The 15,940-nt window shown below is 66.6% G+C and carries 18 protein-coding genes; 10 read left to right on the plus strand and 8 right to left on the minus strand.

Going from position 1 to position 15,940, the window contains the following annotated elements:
• Window positions 1-158: 158 nt before the first annotated feature.
• Window positions 159-1,526 (plus strand): sodium-dependent transporter, encoded by a 1,368-nt coding sequence (locus HZR14_RS00470; protein WP_181690904.1) that lies wholly within the window; start codon window positions 159-161, stop codon window positions 1,524-1,526.
• Window positions 1,527-1,535: 9 nt separating this feature from the next.
• On the opposite strand, the gene HZR14_RS00475 is transcribed toward HZR14_RS00470, so the two are convergent.
• From HZR14_RS00475 to rnz, 3 genes are all read right to left on the minus strand, one after another.
• Window positions 1,536-2,252, minus strand: coding sequence for a queuosine precursor transporter (locus HZR14_RS00475; protein ID WP_181690905.1), 717 nt, complete (start codon window positions 2,250-2,252; stop codon window positions 1,536-1,538).
• Window positions 2,245-2,424, minus strand: coding sequence for a ribbon-helix-helix domain-containing protein (locus tag HZR14_RS00480; RefSeq protein WP_181690906.1), 180 nt, complete (start codon window positions 2,422-2,424; stop codon window positions 2,245-2,247). The genes HZR14_RS00475 and HZR14_RS00480 overlap by 8 nt, the downstream gene beginning before the upstream one ends.
• Before the next feature lie 61 nt (window positions 2,425-2,485).
• Window positions 2,486-3,436 (minus strand): ribonuclease Z, encoded by a 951-nt coding sequence (rnz, locus tag HZR14_RS00485; RefSeq protein ID WP_181690907.1) that lies wholly within the window; start codon window positions 3,434-3,436, stop codon window positions 2,486-2,488.
• Window positions 3,437-3,803: 367 nt separating this feature from the next.
• Between rnz and HZR14_RS00490 the strand changes: the two genes are divergently transcribed.
• The 8 genes from HZR14_RS00490 (at window position 3,804) to larC (ending at window position 10,931) form a co-directional block, all read left to right on the plus strand.
• Window positions 3,804-5,132: an ATP-binding protein gene (locus HZR14_RS00490; RefSeq protein WP_181690908.1), complete on the plus strand. Its 1,329-nt coding sequence runs from the start codon at window positions 3,804-3,806 to the stop codon at window positions 5,130-5,132.
• Window positions 5,132-5,956, plus strand: coding sequence for an MBL fold metallo-hydrolase (locus HZR14_RS00495; RefSeq protein WP_181690909.1), 825 nt, complete (start codon window positions 5,132-5,134; stop codon window positions 5,954-5,956). Before HZR14_RS00490 ends, HZR14_RS00495 begins: the two co-directional genes overlap by 1 nt.
• A gap of 63 nt (window positions 5,957-6,019) precedes the next feature.
• Window positions 6,020-6,982, plus strand: coding sequence for an ABC transporter ATP-binding protein (locus tag HZR14_RS00500; protein WP_181691045.1), 963 nt, complete (start codon window positions 6,020-6,022; stop codon window positions 6,980-6,982).
• Window positions 6,979-7,770 carry an ABC transporter permease gene (locus HZR14_RS00505; protein WP_181690910.1) on the plus strand — a complete coding sequence of 264 codons (792 nt, stop codon included), beginning with the start codon at window positions 6,979-6,981 and terminating at the stop codon, window positions 7,768-7,770. The genes HZR14_RS00500 and HZR14_RS00505 overlap by 4 nt, the downstream gene beginning before the upstream one ends.
• A 133-nt stretch (window positions 7,771-7,903) precedes the next feature.
• Window positions 7,904-8,506, plus strand: coding sequence for a DUF420 domain-containing protein (locus HZR14_RS00510; protein WP_181690911.1), 603 nt, complete (start codon window positions 7,904-7,906; stop codon window positions 8,504-8,506).
• A gap of 5 nt (window positions 8,507-8,511) precedes the next feature.
• A complete protein-coding gene (locus tag HZR14_RS00515; protein ID WP_181690912.1) occupies window positions 8,512-9,210 on the plus strand; it encodes a 5-formyltetrahydrofolate cyclo-ligase in 699 nt (232 codons plus the stop codon).
• Window positions 9,211-9,373: 163 nt separating this feature from the next.
• Window positions 9,374-9,517 carry a hypothetical protein gene (locus tag HZR14_RS00520; protein ID WP_181690913.1) on the plus strand — a complete coding sequence of 48 codons (144 nt, stop codon included), beginning with the start codon at window positions 9,374-9,376 and terminating at the stop codon, window positions 9,515-9,517.
• A 94-nt stretch (window positions 9,518-9,611) separates the two neighbouring features.
• A complete protein-coding gene (gene larC / locus HZR14_RS00525; RefSeq protein ID WP_181690914.1) occupies window positions 9,612-10,931 on the plus strand; it encodes a nickel pincer cofactor biosynthesis protein LarC in 1,320 nt (439 codons plus the stop codon).
• A 110-nt stretch (window positions 10,932-11,041) separates the two neighbouring features.
• Here larC and glnA read toward each other — a convergent pair whose 3' ends face one another.
• A complete protein-coding gene (gene glnA / locus HZR14_RS00530; RefSeq protein ID WP_181690915.1) occupies window positions 11,042-12,412 on the minus strand; it encodes a type I glutamate--ammonia ligase in 1,371 nt (456 codons plus the stop codon).
• Window positions 12,413-12,539: 127 nt separating this feature from the next.
• Here glnA and lrp point away from each other — a divergent pair, with 127 nt between their 5' ends.
• The gene (gene lrp, locus HZR14_RS00535; protein ID WP_181690916.1) at window positions 12,540-12,992 is read left to right on the plus strand and encodes an HTH-type transcriptional regulator Lrp; all 453 of its coding nucleotides are present in this window, start codon (window positions 12,540-12,542) and stop codon (window positions 12,990-12,992) included.
• Between the two features lie 85 nt (window positions 12,993-13,077).
• On the opposite strand, the gene hisH is transcribed toward lrp, so the two are convergent.
• The 4 genes from hisH to HZR14_RS00555 all read right to left on the minus strand — a co-directional run bounded on the left by hisH (window position 13,078) and on the right by HZR14_RS00555 (window position 15,930).
• On the minus strand, window positions 13,078-13,722 hold the full coding sequence (gene hisH / locus HZR14_RS00540; RefSeq protein WP_181690917.1) for an imidazole glycerol phosphate synthase subunit HisH: 645 nt from the start codon (window positions 13,720-13,722) through the stop codon (window positions 13,078-13,080).
• Window positions 13,723-14,438: 716 nt separating this feature from the next.
• Window positions 14,439-15,020: a uracil-DNA glycosylase gene (locus HZR14_RS00545; RefSeq protein WP_370464932.1), complete on the minus strand. Its 582-nt coding sequence runs from the start codon at window positions 15,018-15,020 to the stop codon at window positions 14,439-14,441.
• A 146-nt stretch (window positions 15,021-15,166) separates the two neighbouring features.
• Window positions 15,167-15,748 carry an endonuclease dU gene (locus tag HZR14_RS00550; protein ID WP_181690919.1) on the minus strand — a complete coding sequence of 194 codons (582 nt, stop codon included), beginning with the start codon at window positions 15,746-15,748 and terminating at the stop codon, window positions 15,167-15,169.
• Window positions 15,745-15,930 carry a DUF5786 family protein gene (locus HZR14_RS00555; protein WP_181690920.1) on the minus strand — a complete coding sequence of 62 codons (186 nt, stop codon included), beginning with the start codon at window positions 15,928-15,930 and terminating at the stop codon, window positions 15,745-15,747. Before HZR14_RS00555 ends, HZR14_RS00550 begins: the two co-directional genes overlap by 4 nt.
• Between the last annotated feature and the right edge of the window lie 10 nt (window positions 15,931-15,940).

A 15,940-nucleotide genomic window follows, 5' to 3' on the forward strand; every position in this document is an offset into this window, starting at 1 on the left:
CGTGTGGCGCTTCGCGTGCGAACTGTCGGCGAACAGGCGTTCATACTGGCTATGAGGCGGCCGACCCGGAAATGCGCGTCGGATGTGCGGTCCGGTACGGATCGGCGCTCCGGCCGAATACACTCACCTTTATTCGGGGCTGCGCCGACAGCGGAGGTATGCCTTCGCTCGAAGTGGACCGCGAACAGTGGTCGACGCGTGCCGGGTTCGTGCTCGCGGCGGTCGGCAGCGCCGTCGGACTCGGGAACATCTGGCGGTTCCCGTTCGTGACCGGCGAAAGCGGCGGTGCCGGATTCCTCCTCGTGTACCTGCTTTTCGTCGTCTCGATCGGCCTCCCCGCGATCCTCGTCGAGTTCGTCGTCGGCCGACAGACCCGAAGCAATCCCGTCGGCGCGTTCAGGGCCATCGGGACCGGACGCTGGCGGTACGTCGGATGGATCTTCGTCGTGACGACGTTCGTCATCATGTCCTACTACAGCGTCGTCGCGGGGTGGACGATCCGGTATACGATCCTCGGCCTACAGGGGGGGTACGCCGCCGATCCGGCGGCCGCGGGCGAGCAGTTCCTCTCGCTGGCACAGGGCGTCGAGGCGATGGCGTTTCACGCGCTCTTTTTGCTCGTTATCGTCGCTATCGTCGGATTGGGGATCCGCCGCGGGATCGAGTTGGCGGTGAAGGTGATGGTTCCGGCGATCGTCCTCGTCGTCGCCGGCCTCGCCGTCTGGGCGGCGACCCTCGACGGGGCGGGGGCGGCGTACGCCTACTACCTCTCGCCGGACCTCGGCGCCATCGTCGCCGACTGGACCTCGATCCTTCCGGCCGCGGCCGGACAGGCGTTCTACACCCTCTCGTTGGGTTTCGGCATCATGATCACCTACGCGTCCTATCTCGGGGAGGATCGGAACCTGGCGGCCGACGGCGCGATCATCATCGTCTTCGATACCGCGATCGCGTTCGCCGTCGGGTTGGTCGTCTTTCCGATCCTCTTCACCGCGGGTATCGATCCGGGCGACCCGGGTGTCGGCGCGATCTTCATCACGCTCGCCGCGGCCTTCGGCGAACTCGCGGCGGGTGGGCTGATCGGCACGCTGTTTTTCGCGACCGTCGCCGTCGCCGCGCTATCGAGTGCGATCAGCCTGACCGAGGTGGTCGTCGCCTACGCGATCGACGAACGCGGGGTCGGGCGGTTCCGGGCGACGGTGCTCGTCTGCGGTGCGCTCTTCGTCCTCGGGCTCGGGCCGGCCTACGACATCGTGTTGCTCGAGTTGTACGACGGACTCGCCGACGGCGTATTGCTCCTCCTCGGCGGAGTGCTCGTGACGGCCTACGTCTCCTGGAAGTGGTCCGAGGAGGCGATCGAGGAACTCGAACGGGGCATCGGGGGGCTCGGACGGCTCGGAACCTCCTGGATCTGGCTGGCCCGGATCCCGGTGCTCGTCGTGTTGGTCGTCTCGCTCGTCCTCGGGATCGTCGACTACGTCGGATTCATCGACGGATCGTTTCTCCCGTGGCTCCGAGCGCTGTGACGGTCCATCTCACGCCGGGCGTGTTTCCGACCGTCGGATAGCGCCCGTGATGAGGTACACGAACGGTGTATCGAGGACCGCGATCGCTAGCTTGAGGACGTACTGGCCGACCATGAGCGAGACGACGGCCGCCGTCGGAAGCCGCGGACCGATCCCGAGGACCGTCGGCATCGCCCAGAAGGCGATACCGACGAAGATGACGGTGTCGAGCAGCTGGCTCGTCCCCGTCGATGCGATGTTGCGGAGCCACAGGTACTTGCCGTCGGTCCGCTCTTTGATCGCCTGAAAGACGAGCACGTCGTAGTTCTGGCTGACGACGTAGGCGAGGAGACTCCCGGCCACGATGTTCGTCGAGGCACCGAGCACCTCGGCGAACGTGGCGGCGAACGCCGGGTCGGCCGCCGGCGCGAGGATCGTACTCCAGACCAACGCGAGCACGAGGAAGTTTATCGCGAACGCGGCGTTGACGAGCACCTGCGCGGCCCGTTTGCCGTAGAGTTCGGTGTAACAGTCGGAGGCGAGAAACGTCAGCGCGTACGCGAGTGCGGCACCCGGCAGCGCCAGTTCGGCCCCCGCAAGCGGGATCGAGACGGGGAGGTCGAACGCCAATACCTTCGCGGCCGTCAACTGGGCCGTCGCGAGCGAGGCGACGAAGATCGCCGCGAGCACGATTGCCCCGGCGGGCGGCTCGGGCCGGGACGTGGGGGCCGCGGCCGGCCTACTCATCGGTCTCCTCGAGGCGGTCGTGGCGGGCGTCGATCTCGTCGAGCAGATCGAGGGTCTTTCTGATCGACGCCCGGACGGCGTCGCTTCGGTTGACGAACTTGCCGTCGTCGCCGACGTGCTCGTCGAGGTCCTCCAGGAGCTCCCGTGGGATCTCCACGCTTATCTTGGGCATACTGGAGGCATACTCGAAGAATACGCATTAATATCACGGTCCCCGTGCGAGCCGAGGGATGCTACGTCGGCTCCACCTCGGCGTCGGCGTCGGGATACGGCACGTCGACGGTGTCGCCGTCTTCGGGAACGAACGCCCGTTCGCCGGACTCCCCGATACGCGCGTCCCGCTCTATGGGGGCGACGTTGCCGGCGTACCGCGAGGAGACGTGGACCAACGCGAGCCGCTTCGCGCCGGCCCGGGCGGCGACCTCGGCGGCCTCCTCGGCCGTCGAATGGGCGGTCCGGCGCGCGCGTGCCCCGTTGTCGGCCGCGAAGGTCGCATCGTGAATCAACAGGTCCGCGTCCCCAGCGACCTCGACGGTTCGGTCGGTCGGCCGCGTATCACCGGTGTAGACGACCGTCCGTCCGGGGCGGGGCTCGCCGACGACCTGCTCCGGATCGACGACGGTGCCGTCCTCGAGTTCGACGGCCTCGCCCGCGTGAAGCCGCTGGAACATCGGGCCGACGGGGACGCCGAGTTCCTCGGCGCGCTCGCGGTCGAACCGGCCCTTCCGATCCTCCTCGGAGAGCGCGTAGCCGACCGATCGGGTGTCGTGGTCCGTCCGGAAGGCGACGACTTCGTAGCTATCGCCTTCGAATACGGTCTCGCCGTCCTCGACGCCCTCGATCCGGAGCGGAAACGAGGGACGGCCGGCCGCCGTCTCGATCAACTGCGTCAGCCGTCCCTGTGCGCCCTCGGGGGCGTAGACCGACAGCGGGGCCTTCCGGTCGTTGAAATCCATCGTCTGGAGCAATCCGGGCAGTCCGAGGGTGTGATCACCATGAAGATGCGTCACGAAGACCGTAGAGACGCCGAAGCCGGTCCCGAAGCGCATCATCTGGCGCTGTGTCCCCTCACCGCAATCGAAGAGCAAACGCTCACCCTCACGGCGGAGAAACACCGCACTCGTGTTCCGTCGGGTCGTCGGTACCGCCCCGCCCGTCCCGAGAAACGTCACCCGAAGCGACATACACCCATCGAACGGCGGCGTCAATAAACCGACTTCGGTGTTCGAACGGTCTCGGACCGCCGACCCCTCGTAGACCACGGCCAACCGGGCGCTGACGGCTGACGGCCAACCGGGCGCTGACGGCTGACGAACGAGCCGCGCCGACGGCTGACGGCCAACCGGGCGCTGACGGCTGACGAACGAGCCGCGCCGACGGCTGACGGCCAACCGGGCACCGACGGCTGACGAACGAGCCGCGTCGACGGCTGACGGCCAACCGGGCACCGACGGCTGACGAACGAGCCGCGTCGACGTCCGGACGCCCCCCCTCCCCCGGTATTCGGGGTTTCGACGGGCTTATACGCCTTCCACGGCAAGATTGGTGAGAATGAGCAGCCCCGAACTCGATGTCGTTGAGTTCCTGTTGACTGCGGTTATTTACACCGAAAACCGCGATCTCGACGAGCGCGATCTGCCGCCCCGATACCGGCGGGTCTTCTGGGAGGACGGCGAGGTCGAACGCCCGCTGACGACGACGACTAACACCGCCGCCGCCGCGACCGGCGTCGATCGACCCTGGGAGGCGATATCCGGACTGATGTTCACGGACCGTGATGACTTCTCCGGGAAGATCGAGTTCAGCGACCGCGGAATGGCCGAATCGTGGTTTCTCGAACGGGCCTCGACCGACGCGCTCCGGGACAACCCGACGCTTACGTACGCCTTCGCGGAGTCGGTCGAGGGCGATATCGATTACGAGACCGCACGCGAGCAGAACCGGCCGATCCACGCCGACCGGGTCTGGATAGACTCCCTCTTAGAGGAGATGTTCGACGAGGACGAACAGGAGATGCTCGATCTCGTCGAGATCAGAGCGCCGGAGGAGATCGAAATGACGCTCGACGATCTCGTGTTGACCGCCGACCAGGAAAACGAGATCCACAAGGTCGTCAAAGCGATCGAACACCGCGATTACCTGGCCGAGATCGGACTGCGTGAGATCGGCAAACTGCTCTTCGTTGGGCCGCCGGGAACCGGCAAGACGTCCGTCGCCCGCGCGCTCGCACAGGATCTCGACCTCCCCTTCGTCGAGGTAAAACTCTCGATGATCACGAGCCAGTATCTCGGCGAGACGGCGAAGAACGTCGACAAGACCTTCGAGATCGCCAAACGGCTCTCGCCGTGTATCCTCTTTATGGACGAGTTCGACTTCGTCGCGAAGACGCGCTCGTCGGACGAACACGCCGCGATCAAACGCGCGGTCAACACGCTGTTGAAGAGCATCGACGAGATCTCGCTGATCCAAGACGACGTGTTGTTGATCGGCGCGACGAACCACCCCGACCAACTCGACGCCGCGGCCTGGCGGCGCTTCGACGAGATCGTCAACTTCCCGAAGCCCGATTCGGGCATGCGGGCGGACATCCTCCGAATCGTCACCCGGCGGATGGACATCGAGGAGTTCGATCCCGCGACGCTCGCGGAGGCGACCGAGGGGCTGACGGGCAGCGACCTCCGACTCGTGCTTCGGGAGGCCGTCCTCGACGCGCTGACCGAAGAGCGGACGACGCTGACACAGGAGGACCTCCTGGACGCGATCGAAGGGTTCGAAGAACGGGACAACTTAAAGAACATGGACATGATCGAGGGCGACGCCGACGCCCTCGTGGCGGGCGGATCCGACGCCCCCGATCACACCCACGAACACGACGACTGATGGAAGTCACGCTGCTCGGGACCGGCGATACGACGGGAACGCCCACGCCGAAGTGCGGCTGTGACACCTGCGGGCGCGCCGACGACCTCGGCGTCGAGCGCACGCGGTTTTCGGTCCACGTCCGCAACGAACGGACCGACGAGTCGCTGCTCGTCGACGCCAGCCCGGACTTTCGATATCAATTTCTGGCCCACGACGTACCGTTGCCCGACGCGATCCTCATCAGCCACGTCCACTTCGATCACCTCGACGGTCTCGGCAACGCTTACCGACTGCTCGACGACGTGCCGGTATTCGCCGCCGACGAGACCGATCCGGTGACGAACCGAAGCGTCGCCGAGACGGTCTCGGAGAAGTACCACTACCTCGATGCGATCGCCGTCCGACCGGTGTCGCCCTTCGAACCGTTCGACGCCTGTGGCTTCGAGGTGACGCTCGTCCCGGTCGAGCATCCGCCGCTGTTGTGTTATGGACTCGCCATCGAGGACCCCGAGACCGGTGCGAAACTATCGATTTCCGGCGATACGAACTACGGGATCGAAGAGCCCTCCCGCGAGGTACTCCGGGATCCGGACCTGTTCTTTGCGGACGGGATCGTCTCGGCGACACACGCCGAACACCACCCGGCCGGCGGCGACCACGCCGACGACGGCGGCACCTACCGGACGTTCGGGAGCAAACACATGACGATCGAGGGCGCGAGAGCGCTGGCCGGGGACCTCGACGCCGATACCTACCGGCTCGTCCATCTCTCGCATTACATTCCGGCCGAGGCGGCCTTCGAGACCGATATGGCCGTCGACGGCGAACAGTTTCGAATCTGAGGAGTACGGCGAGGCCTCCCGGAGGCCGCGAACAGCAGCCTTTAGGCCCGAGACGCCCGCTGTATTCGTATGGTTATCGACGCTTCCGACGTCCGCCGTCGCTACGGGGAGACGCTCGCCCTCGACGGCGTCTCATTTTCCGTCGCGGAGGGGGAGATCTTCTCGCTTATCGGCCCCAACGGAGCCGGCAAGACGACGCTCATCCGTGCGCTGTTCGGAACGACCGACGCCGAGGGCGAGATTTCGGTCTTCGGACGGCCGCCCACGGAGGTCGACCGCGGTCGGGTGGGCTTGCTCCCCCAGGAGTTCACGCCTGCGGACCGACTCACGGCCCGCGAGCTGCTCGCGTACTACGCCGGGCTCTACGACGACGCGAGAGATCCCGACGCGGTCCTCGCCGACGTCGGCCTGACCGACAGCGCGGAGACGCACTACGAGAACCTCTCGGGCGGACAGAAACGCCGGGCGTGCGTCGGGTCGACGCTGGTCAACGACCCCGACCTGCTCGTGCTCGACGAGCCGACGACCGGGATCGATCCGACGGGTCGGCGCGAACTGTGGCGGCTCATCGAGGGCCTCGCGAACGACGGAACGACCGTCCTGTTGACCACCCACTACATGGACGAAGCGGAGGAACTCGCAGACCGGGTCGGGCTGTTGGCCGACGGCGAACTCGTCGCGCTCGGGTCGCCGACCGCGCTCATCGACCGATACGGCGGCGACAGCCGCGTCGTGATCGAGGCCGACGACGACCGGGCCGCGGAGGACGCCCTCGTCGCGGCCGGGTACGGTCCGATCGACGCCGGGAGACACGTCTCGGTGCCCGCCGACGCGGCCGAGATCTCGTCGATCGTCGAGTGTCTCGCCGACGCCGGAATCGCCTACGAGGGGCTGGCCTGGCGACAGCCGAGCCTCGACGACGCCTACGCCGTCCTGGCCGGGACGGACGCGTCGGGAACGACGAAGGCGGCAGACGGACCGGGGCCGACTGCCCCGGAGACGGCGGTCTCGGGGGGTCGACGGTGAGCCGACTCGGCCGGATTGGCGCGGAAACACACGCGGCGTGGCTCGCCTTCATCAGGCGGCGGACGGCGGTGTTCTTTACGTTCTTTTTCCCCGTCATCCTCATCCTCATCTTCGGGGCGTTGATCCGAACGGACCCCACCGGTGGCGGGCTGTTCGCCGAACCGCCGGGCTACTACGTCGCCGGCTATCTCGCCGTCGTCGTCCTCTTTACTCCGCTGTCGCGGATCGGCAGCGAGGTGGCGCGCCACCGCGAGGGCAACCGCTTCGAGAAGCTCGCGACGACGCCGTTGTCTCGGTCGGAGTGGCTCCTGGCTCAGACGCTCGTCAACGTCGCCGTCATCGGCCTCGCCTCGCTCGTCATCCTCGGGATGGTGCTTGCGGTTACCGACGCGTCCTTCGTCGTCTCGCCGCTCGTGGTCCCCTATCTCGGGCTCGCCGTTGCGCTGTTTTGTGGGTTCGGCGCTCTGTTGGGGCGGGTCTCGGACTCCCAAGACGGCGTCATCGCGGCCTCGAACGGCGTTGCGATCCCGCTTTTGTTCCTCTCGGAGACGTTCGTCCCCACCGAGATGCTCCCCGAATGGTTCGTCCCGTTCATGCAGTTGTCGCCGCTGACGTACTTCGCTCGGGGGCTGCGGGCGGCCACCTATCGGCCGCCGAGCGCAACGGCGACGGGCGTCGGCGAGGCGGGTCTCGTCGGTGCCGACCCGTATCTCAACCTGGCGGTGCTCGCCGTCCTCGCGGCCGGTTTCTTCGCCGTCGGGGCCTACGCGCTGCCGCGGACCGACTGACCGTACCGATACGTGCGCCCGACGGCGTTCCGGCGGGATTGCCCGCCCCGATGGGGATCTTCTCCCCCGGTCGAAGCCGACAAGCGAGTGGGGAAAACGAAGCGACCTTTGTTCGCGAACCCAAAGCGGGGATATGTCCACAGTCCGCGGGCCGCAGTTCGCCCGAAAGCACCCCCGCGCGGTCGCGGCAATCGGCACCGTCGTCGGCTACGTGGTCGTCATCGGAACGGTATACGGCGGTGCTGGAATCTATCCGGAGATCTCGGAATCGACCGTCGACTTGCTGTCGCACGCCATCGCGGTCGTCAACGCCACGACGGTTCTCACCCTGCTCGCCGGGGTCTACTGGATCAAACACGACGAAATCGAGAAACACCGCGCGGCGATGCTTACCGCGTTCGCGCTCATTCTCGTGTTCCTGTCGTTGTATCTGTTGAAGACCGGCGGCGGCGGTCGAAAGGAGATCATCGCCGGAGCGCCGCTTCGGGGGCTGTATCTCGGAAGCCTCGGTGTCCACATCGTTCTCTCGGTGCTCTCGGTCCCGTTCGTGTTGTACGCGATCACGCTGGGGGTGACTCACACGCCGGCCGAGTTGCGCGAGACCGCCCACGCGACGATCGGCCGGCTCGCGGTGACGGCGTGGCTCGTGAGCCTCGTGTTGGGAATAGCCGCCTACCTCATGCTCACGTTCTATTACAGCCCCGAACAGATCGAGTTCGTCCGGGGGATGGCCTGACAGTGGTGAAAAAAGCCGCCGTCAGAGCCCGGATCTGGGACCGCCTGGCGGCCGACGGGATCGCGCGGTTCCCGTTTCCGCCCCACGGCAGGATCACGAACGTCGAGGGCGCGCCAGCGGCCGCCGACCGAGCGATGGCGCTTCCGGAACTGGACTGTGCCGACGCGGTCAAGGCCAACCCGGACGCCCCGCAACTCCCGCTGCGACGGCGACTTCTGAAGGCCGGGACGACGGTGTACATGGCCGTTCCACGGCTCGGCGAGGAGGCGTGTTTCGTCGAGCTGGACCCCGCATCGGTTTCGGATCTCGACGCCGCACCGACCGTCTCACACATGGGCAACTACGGGACCCGCGTCGGCCCCGAGGCGCTCCCCGAGATCGACGCCGTCGTCGTCGGCAGCGTCGCGGTCGACGAGTCCGGTGCCCGCATCGGAAAAGGCGAGGGCTACAGCGACCTCGAGTTCGCGGTGTTGCGGGAGTTCGGCCTCGTCGACGACGAGACGCCGACGGTGACGACCGTCCACGACGTCCAGGTGATCGAGGAGACGATCGATCCCGGCCGTCACGACGTTCCGATCGACGTCGTCTGTACGCCGACGCGGACGATCCGGACGGACCCGGGACCGAAACCGGCCGGGATCTACTGGTCGGAACTGGGGGAGACACGGCGCGAGGAGATCCCGGTCCTCGATCGCCTGGCCTGATACGGGTCGGCATACCGGACCACCGGTGGGCGTCTGCCCGGACCGGCGCTCACCGGTATGGCCGCACCAGTCCGTGTGACGCCGGATGCCTCCGGCAGTATTTGCCGTATCTATGATGATCGATCATTACATTTAATACCATGTACGTTTTTGGGTGTAGTAGATGCCCCGAGACGAGATCGAACCGATGGTCCCGATGATGCCGACAGACGACACACCCGCAACGACCGTCCGCGCCGATGGCGGGCACAAAAAGCGCTACGACGCCGACGAGGTAGAGGCCGCGCTCGTCCCGGACCTCCGGTAAGCGATCGTCTTTCGCGTTTCGTATTTCATCGATCGCGAGCGGCGGCACTCGGCCGACCGATCCCTTTTTCGCCGCGGCGAATCGATCCAGGCACATGCAGACGCTCGCGTTCGACGGCAGGACCGGAGCTAGCGGCGACATGATCCTCGCCGCGCTCGTGGCGGCCGGTGCCGACCCCGACGCCCTCGCTCCCGTCGAGGCCGCCCTCCCGATCGAGTACCGGATCGACGAGACCGAACGAAAGGGTATCGTCGCCACGACGGCCGACGTCGTCTTCACGGGTGGTACCGACGGTTCGGTGACAGCGGACGACGAACACATCGATACCCGCGAGCACGACGACTCACACTCCCACGAGCACGACGACTCACACTCCCACGAGCATCCCCACGCCGAGGGCAGCGGCCCGAACCGGACGTACGCCGACTGTCGCAAAATCATCACCGCGATGGACCTTTCGGAGTCCGTCGAAACCGACGCACTGGCGGTGTTTCGGCTGCTCGGGGAGGCCGAGGCCCGCGTCCACGGGACCGATCTCGAATCCACACACTTCCACGAGGTCGGGGCCGACGACGCCATCGCCGACATCGTCGGTGCCGCGATCCTCATCGACGACCTCGGGGTCGAGTCGATCGTGACGACGCCGATCGCCGCGGGCGGCGGCGAGGTGTCGATGAGCCACGGTACCTATCCGGTCCCGGCTCCCGCCGTCACCTACGTCGCAAGCGAGGCCGACTGGGAACTGGCCGGCGGACCGCTCGAAGCCGAGCTGTTGACTCCGACGGGAGCGGCCGTGTTGGCACACTTCGCCGAGGGGGTCGACTCGCTCCCGCCGTTGTCGGTCGAGGCGGTCGGCTACGGCGCGGGAGGGATGTCCCTCCGCGACCGCCCGAACGTCCTCCGTGCGACGGCCGGCGAGACGTCCGGGGACCTCGTCCGCGACGGGATCCGCGTTCTCGAAACAACGGTCGACGACGCGACGCCGGAGGTACTCGGCGGCCTCCACGATCGACTCGCCGACGTCGGCGCGCGCGACGTGACGATCGTCCCAACGGTGATGAAAAAGTCCCGACCCGGCCACCTGATACGGGTTATCGTCCGGCCCGAGGACGTCGCAAGCGTCACTCGGCGGCTGGCGGCCGAGACCGGCACGCTCGGGATCAGAGAGACGCCGGCGACCCACCGCTGGATCGCCGAGCGCTCGATCGAGTCCGTCACTGTCGTGATCGGCGGCGAGGGCCACGAGATCGACGTCAAGGTCGCCATGGACGACGCCGGCAGCGTCTACGACGTGAGCGCCGAGTACGACGACTGTGCGGCGGTCGCCGACGAAACCGGCCTCCCGACCAGGGAGGTACTACGGCGCACGGAGGCGGCCTATCGGGACGACGAGGCGGCCCCCACTGACGTATAAGAGAGGACTCGGGTCGACGGCGGGGGAGACAAACGAACGGACGGGAGCGGCGTGCGAACAGCGCGTCCGAAACCCCTCGGCTCGTACCGTCGGACGGATCGCCGGCGGTATCAGAACGTCTCGAGGTAGCGATCGAGTTCCCAATCGGAGACGTCGACGAGGTACTCCTCGAACTCCTGGGTCTTCGCTTCGACGAACTTCTCCGCGATGTGGTCGCCGAGCGCATCGAGGACAACCTCGTCGTCCTCGAGGGCCTCGACGGCCCCGCCGAGGTTGCTCGGGAGGGTATCGATGCCGTACTGCTCGCGTTTGGCCTCGTCGAACTCGTAGATGTTCTCTCGAACCGGATCGGGGGCTTCGAGGCCCTGTTCGATGCCCTCGAGGCCGGCGTGAATCATGGCCGCGAAGGCGAGATACGGGTTACACGAGGGATCCGGCGAGCGCAGTTCGATGCGCGAGGACGCCGGAACGCGCGCGGCCGGCTTGCGGATCAACGCGGAGCGGTTCCGGTCGGACCACGCGACGTAGACGGGGGCCTCGTAGCCGGGGACGAGTCGCTTGTAGCTGTTGACCGTCGGGTTCGCGACCGCGGTGATCGCGGGGGCGTGTTCGAGAACGCCGGCGAGATACGAGTGGGCCGTCTCCGAGAGGTTGAACTCGTCGTCCTCGTCGTGGAAGGCGTTTTCGCCGTCCTTGAAAAGCGACATGTGGGTGTGCATCCCCGAGCCGTTGATCTTCGGGATCGGCTTGGGCATGAACGTGGCGTGGAGGTCGTGTTGGGCGGCGATCGCCCGGACGACCGTCCGAAACGTCCCGACGTTGTCGGCGGTTGTCAGCGCGTCGTCGTACTCGAAGTTGATCTCGTGTTGGCCACGGGCGACCTCGTGGTGGGAGGCCTCGATCTCGAAGCCCATCTCCTCGAGCCCGTAGATGATGTCGCGGCGCACGTCGCTGGCGAGGTCCTTCGGAGCGAGGTCAAAATAGCCGCCCTGGTCGCCGGTTTCCGTGGTCGCTCGACCCTCTTCGTCCTCCTCGAAGAGGAAGAACTCGGGTTCGGGCGCGAAGTTGATATCGTAGCCCATCCCCTCGGCACGGTCGATGGCGCGTTTGAGCACGTAGCGGGGGTCGCCCTCGAAGGGTTCGCCGGTGGAGGTGTTGTAGACGTCACAGATCATCCGGGCGGAAGCGCCGTCCTCGCGTTTCCGCCACGGGAGCACGGCGAACGTACTCGCGTCCGGAATGAGCCGCATATCGGACTCTTGGATGCGGACGAACCCTTCGATTGAGGAGCCATCGAAGTAGATACCGTCGGTGAATGCCTTCTCGGCTTGCTCGGCCGGGACGGCGACGTTCTTGACCGTTCCGAGGATGTCCGTGAACTGCAATCGAAGGAACCCGACGTCCTTTTTTTCTATCTCGTCGAGAACGGCCTGTGCCTCGTCCGTTAGCCCGCCATCGGCGGTTACGTTGTCGTTCGTCATGTTTCTCGTCGTCTGTTTCGAAGTGTCCCCGTACTAAAACCTTGCTGCTCTGCGCAAATCTCTCACCCCTACGGAAAGAACTGAATATTCGTAAACTTCTAAAGCCTGGGTCGAGTACCGGAGTGTAATGACGTACGAAAATCTCGACCGGAAGTTGGTAAACGCGCTCCTCGAGGACGGCCGGGCATCGCTCCGCTCGCTCGGGGAGGATCTGGACGTCTCCGTGACGACGGTCTCGAATCACATCTCGAATCTCGAAGAGGAGGGTATCATCCAGGGATACGCCCCGATCGTCGATTACGGCGAGTTGGGCTACGACGTGACTGCGATCATCCAACTCAAAGTCGAGGGGAGCGCGCTCCCCGACATCACCGACCGGCTTCAGGACCACAAACACATGGTGACCGTCTACGAGACCACCGGAGACCACGACGTCATCGCGGTCGGGAAGTTCACCGACACGGATCACATGAACGAACAGATCAAAGAGCTGCTCATCGACCCCGACATCAAGGAGTCGAACACGAGCGTCGTGCTCAACAGCGTCGTCGAGAACCAGCAGTTCGACCTGCAGTACTGATACCGACGCCCCGACTGTCCGGACGTTCGTGGCGACCGCACGTCACCGGGACGCGACTCCCGTGAAAGCGGTATCGCCGACGGCGTCACTCCAGACAGTACCCGACGAAGTTCCGGAGGATCCGAAGCCCCGTCTCGCTCGATTTCTCGGGGTGAAACTGGGTGCCGAAGACGTTGCCGGCCTCGTTGGCGACGATCGCCGGGAACTCGACGCCGTACTCGGTCGTCGCGACGACGGCCCCCTCGTCGTCAGGGGCGGCGTAGTAGGAATGAACGAAGTAGGCGTAGTTGCCGTCGATTCCCTCGGCGATCGGGTGCTCGCGCCGGACGTCGAGTTCGTTCCATCCCATGTGCGGTACCTTCTGTCCCTCGTCGAACCGGAGGTTCGTCCCGGGGACGAGATCGAGCCCCTGGACGTCGCCCTCGCCGACCGTCTCGGCCTCCTCGCTGGTCGTGAGAAGCATCTGCATCCCGAGGCAGATACCGAAGAGGGGCCGGCCCTCCGCGGCGGCGTCGACGAGCGCGTCCCGGAAGGGACCGGCGTTGTCCATCCCCTCGCTGAACGCGCCGACACCCGGCAGTACGATCCCGTCGGCGGCGTCGAAGTCCGCGGGGTCCGCAGAGAGCGTCACGTCGGCCCCGGCGCGTTCTAACCCCCGGGTGACACTCCGGAGGTTCCCGAGTCCGTAATCGACGAGGACGACGTCCGCCGCCCGCTGAGTGGTGTTCATGCGTCAGTTTCGGCGGCCGTCGGCAAAGTCGGTTTGGGTTCCCGCAGCCGTTCGCCGGTCGGCTCGCGTTCGCCGGTCGGTTCGCGTTCGCCGGGCGGCCAGCCACTATAACAAGCGGGTCCCGTACGTTCCGTCGTATGACCGGTGATCCGCTGGTGGCCCCCGAAACGAGGATCACGCTCGTGTTCATGTTCCTCGGGCTCACGGCGTGGTACGTAGCCCAGGCCGCCACGGAGAGCGATCCGTTGGTCTCTTCGGAATCGGGATCGTGCTTCCGACGCTCATCAACGAGTTGCGGCGTCACGCGGGCTCGGAGTGAACGGACTACGACGTCCCTGGATCAGATACCCCCCGACAGCCACACGCCTCCCCAGCCGACCTCGACAGCCACACGCCTCCCCAGCCGACCTCGACAGCCACACGCCTCCCCAGCCGACCTCGACAGCCACACGCCTCCCCAGCCGATTCGCTCGCTCTCGGGCGCGTTCGCGCCCGTTCGCGCGCGAAACCTTCGGTTCCGCGCCGCTCATCCCTCGCACGTGGTTCGTGGCCGGCCCGCGCTTTCTCACGGCTCGCGGCGCTCGCCGTTCGCGCGCGTCGGACACGGCCACCGAGCGCGCGCCACGGCGGTATCTCACCGAGCGCGCGCCACGGCGGTATCTCACCGAGCGCACGCCACGGCGGCGTCGTGCGATTCAACGCTCGCCCAGCACGGTTCAAAACTCGCCCAGCCGCGATTGGTCGCCGCCGCCATCGACCAACTCGACGGCGGATTCGAGCGCCGAGGCGAACGTCTCCCGCTGGCTCGGGTCGTACAGCGTCGCGGCGGGATGGACACAGACGAGCACGCGACGCGTCGCGCCGGCGATCCGGACGTCATGGACCGACCCGGCCTCGGCGGTCACCGGGACCGACCGACCGAGCAGGTGTTCGGAGGGCACCTTCCCGAGCGTGACGATCACGTCGGGGTCGACCGCGTCGATCTCGCCTTCGAGATGCGGTCGGCAGTTCGTCAGTTCCTCGGCCGTCGGATCCCGGTTGTCCGGCGGCCGACATCGCGCGCAGTTCGTGATCCGGACGTCCCCTCGGGCGAGCCCCAGATCCCGGAGTGCGCCGTCGAGGACCTCGCCGGACCGACCGACGAACGGCTCCCCGGTGTCGTCCTCCCGCTCGCCGGGGGCTTCGCCGACGAAACACAGCGCCGCGTCCGTCGGCCCGACGCCGTTGACGATACGGCTCCGGGAGGCACATAGCTTCTCACACCGCCTACAGTCCGAGACATCGATCTCGTCGGTCACGTCCGTCCGATGGACGTGCCGGGAGTTAACGCCGACGATAACCGGAGCCCCACGCCGCGTCCCACCGCCGGACAGCGGCATCGATACGGCCAACCCGGAACGGCTCCCCGTCGAGCGTGGCCGTCGTTCCGCCCGACGGGATAGGGCTATCCGTCGGTCAAGATACCGTCCCGGCGGGCGGCATCGATCCGACTCGCGAGCGTGCCTGCGACCCGCAGCGGCTCCGGACGGCGTTCGTGGGTGTATGCCCCGAGGACGGCGTCCGCCTCGGCCGGTTCGAGGCCGATGCTCCTGACGAAGAGGGGCCGTCCGTCGACTTCGACCCGCCGCCGATCGGGGAGCGACCGATACGTGTCCAGCCTCGCCACCCGCGCCTCGCCGTCGAAGGCCGCCTCGATACCGGCTTCGAGCCCGTCGCTGTCCTCGAAGGAGACGGAGAGGACGGGACGGTCGGTCGCGGCCGCGAGCGCTTCGAGGTCGACGAGGTTGTACCACGCGAGGGCGACTCCCGCCACCATGAGATACCGGACGTCGGGCCGCTCGAGACGGTTCCAGATATCGAGCACGCCGTCGGTCGCGTCCCGACCGCCGACCGCACAGCGCGACATTTCGGCGTCGTCGACAGCGCGGTCCACGCGGACGACCGCCCCACAGAGCGTGCTCGTCGTTCCGTCGGCTCGACCCCGGTAGGACTCGGCGATCCCGAGCGCTCGCTGCCCGGATTTCACCGGTCTCGAAACTCCTGATACGCTTCCAGAAGGTCCTCGCCCGAGGCGTCGTCGTACTCGAAGTGGATCTCGCCCTCGTGGGCCGTCCCCGTTCGCGTCCCATCCTCGTGGCGTCCGTCACGTTCGTCGATGTCGATCCCGTGGTTCTCCTGTTCGGATTCGTCGTAGCTCCCGAACCCCATGACAACTGGT

Origin of the sequence: Natronomonas salinimetallica (assembly GCF_013839515.1) — an archaeon.
Lineage (GTDB): Archaea > Halobacteriota > Halobacteria > Halobacteriales > Haloarculaceae > Natronomonas.

Coding starts and splice junctions, on each gene's coding strand:
- HZR14_RS00470 (WP_181690904.1), top strand. CDS start 159: ATGCCTTCGCTCGAAGTGGACCGCGAACAGTGGTCGACGCGTGCCGGG.
- HZR14_RS00475 (WP_181690905.1), bottom strand. CDS start 2,252: ATGAGTAGGCCGGCCGCGGCCCCCACGTCCCGGCCCGAGCCGCCCGCC.
- HZR14_RS00480 (WP_181690906.1), bottom strand. CDS start 2,424: ATGCCCAAGATAAGCGTGGAGATCCCACGGGAGCTCCTGGAGGACCTC.
- rnz (WP_181690907.1), bottom strand. CDS start 3,436: ATGTCGCTTCGGGTGACGTTTCTCGGGACGGGCGGGGCGGTACCGACG.
- HZR14_RS00490 (WP_181690908.1), top strand. CDS start 3,804: ATGAGCAGCCCCGAACTCGATGTCGTTGAGTTCCTGTTGACTGCGGTT.
- HZR14_RS00495 (WP_181690909.1), top strand. CDS start 5,132: ATGGAAGTCACGCTGCTCGGGACCGGCGATACGACGGGAACGCCCACG.
- HZR14_RS00510 (WP_181690911.1), top strand. CDS start 7,904: ATGTCCACAGTCCGCGGGCCGCAGTTCGCCCGAAAGCACCCCCGCGCG.
- HZR14_RS00520 (WP_181690913.1), top strand. CDS start 9,374: ATGCCCCGAGACGAGATCGAACCGATGGTCCCGATGATGCCGACAGAC.
- larC (WP_181690914.1), top strand. CDS start 9,612: ATGCAGACGCTCGCGTTCGACGGCAGGACCGGAGCTAGCGGCGACATG.
- glnA (WP_181690915.1), bottom strand. CDS start 12,412: ATGACGAACGACAACGTAACCGCCGATGGCGGGCTAACGGACGAGGCA.
- lrp (WP_181690916.1), top strand. CDS start 12,540: ATGACGTACGAAAATCTCGACCGGAAGTTGGTAAACGCGCTCCTCGAG.
- hisH (WP_181690917.1), bottom strand. CDS start 13,722: ATGAACACCACTCAGCGGGCGGCGGACGTCGTCCTCGTCGATTACGGA.
- HZR14_RS00555 (WP_181690920.1), bottom strand. CDS start 15,930: ATGGGGTTCGGGAGCTACGACGAATCCGAACAGGAGAACCACGGGATC.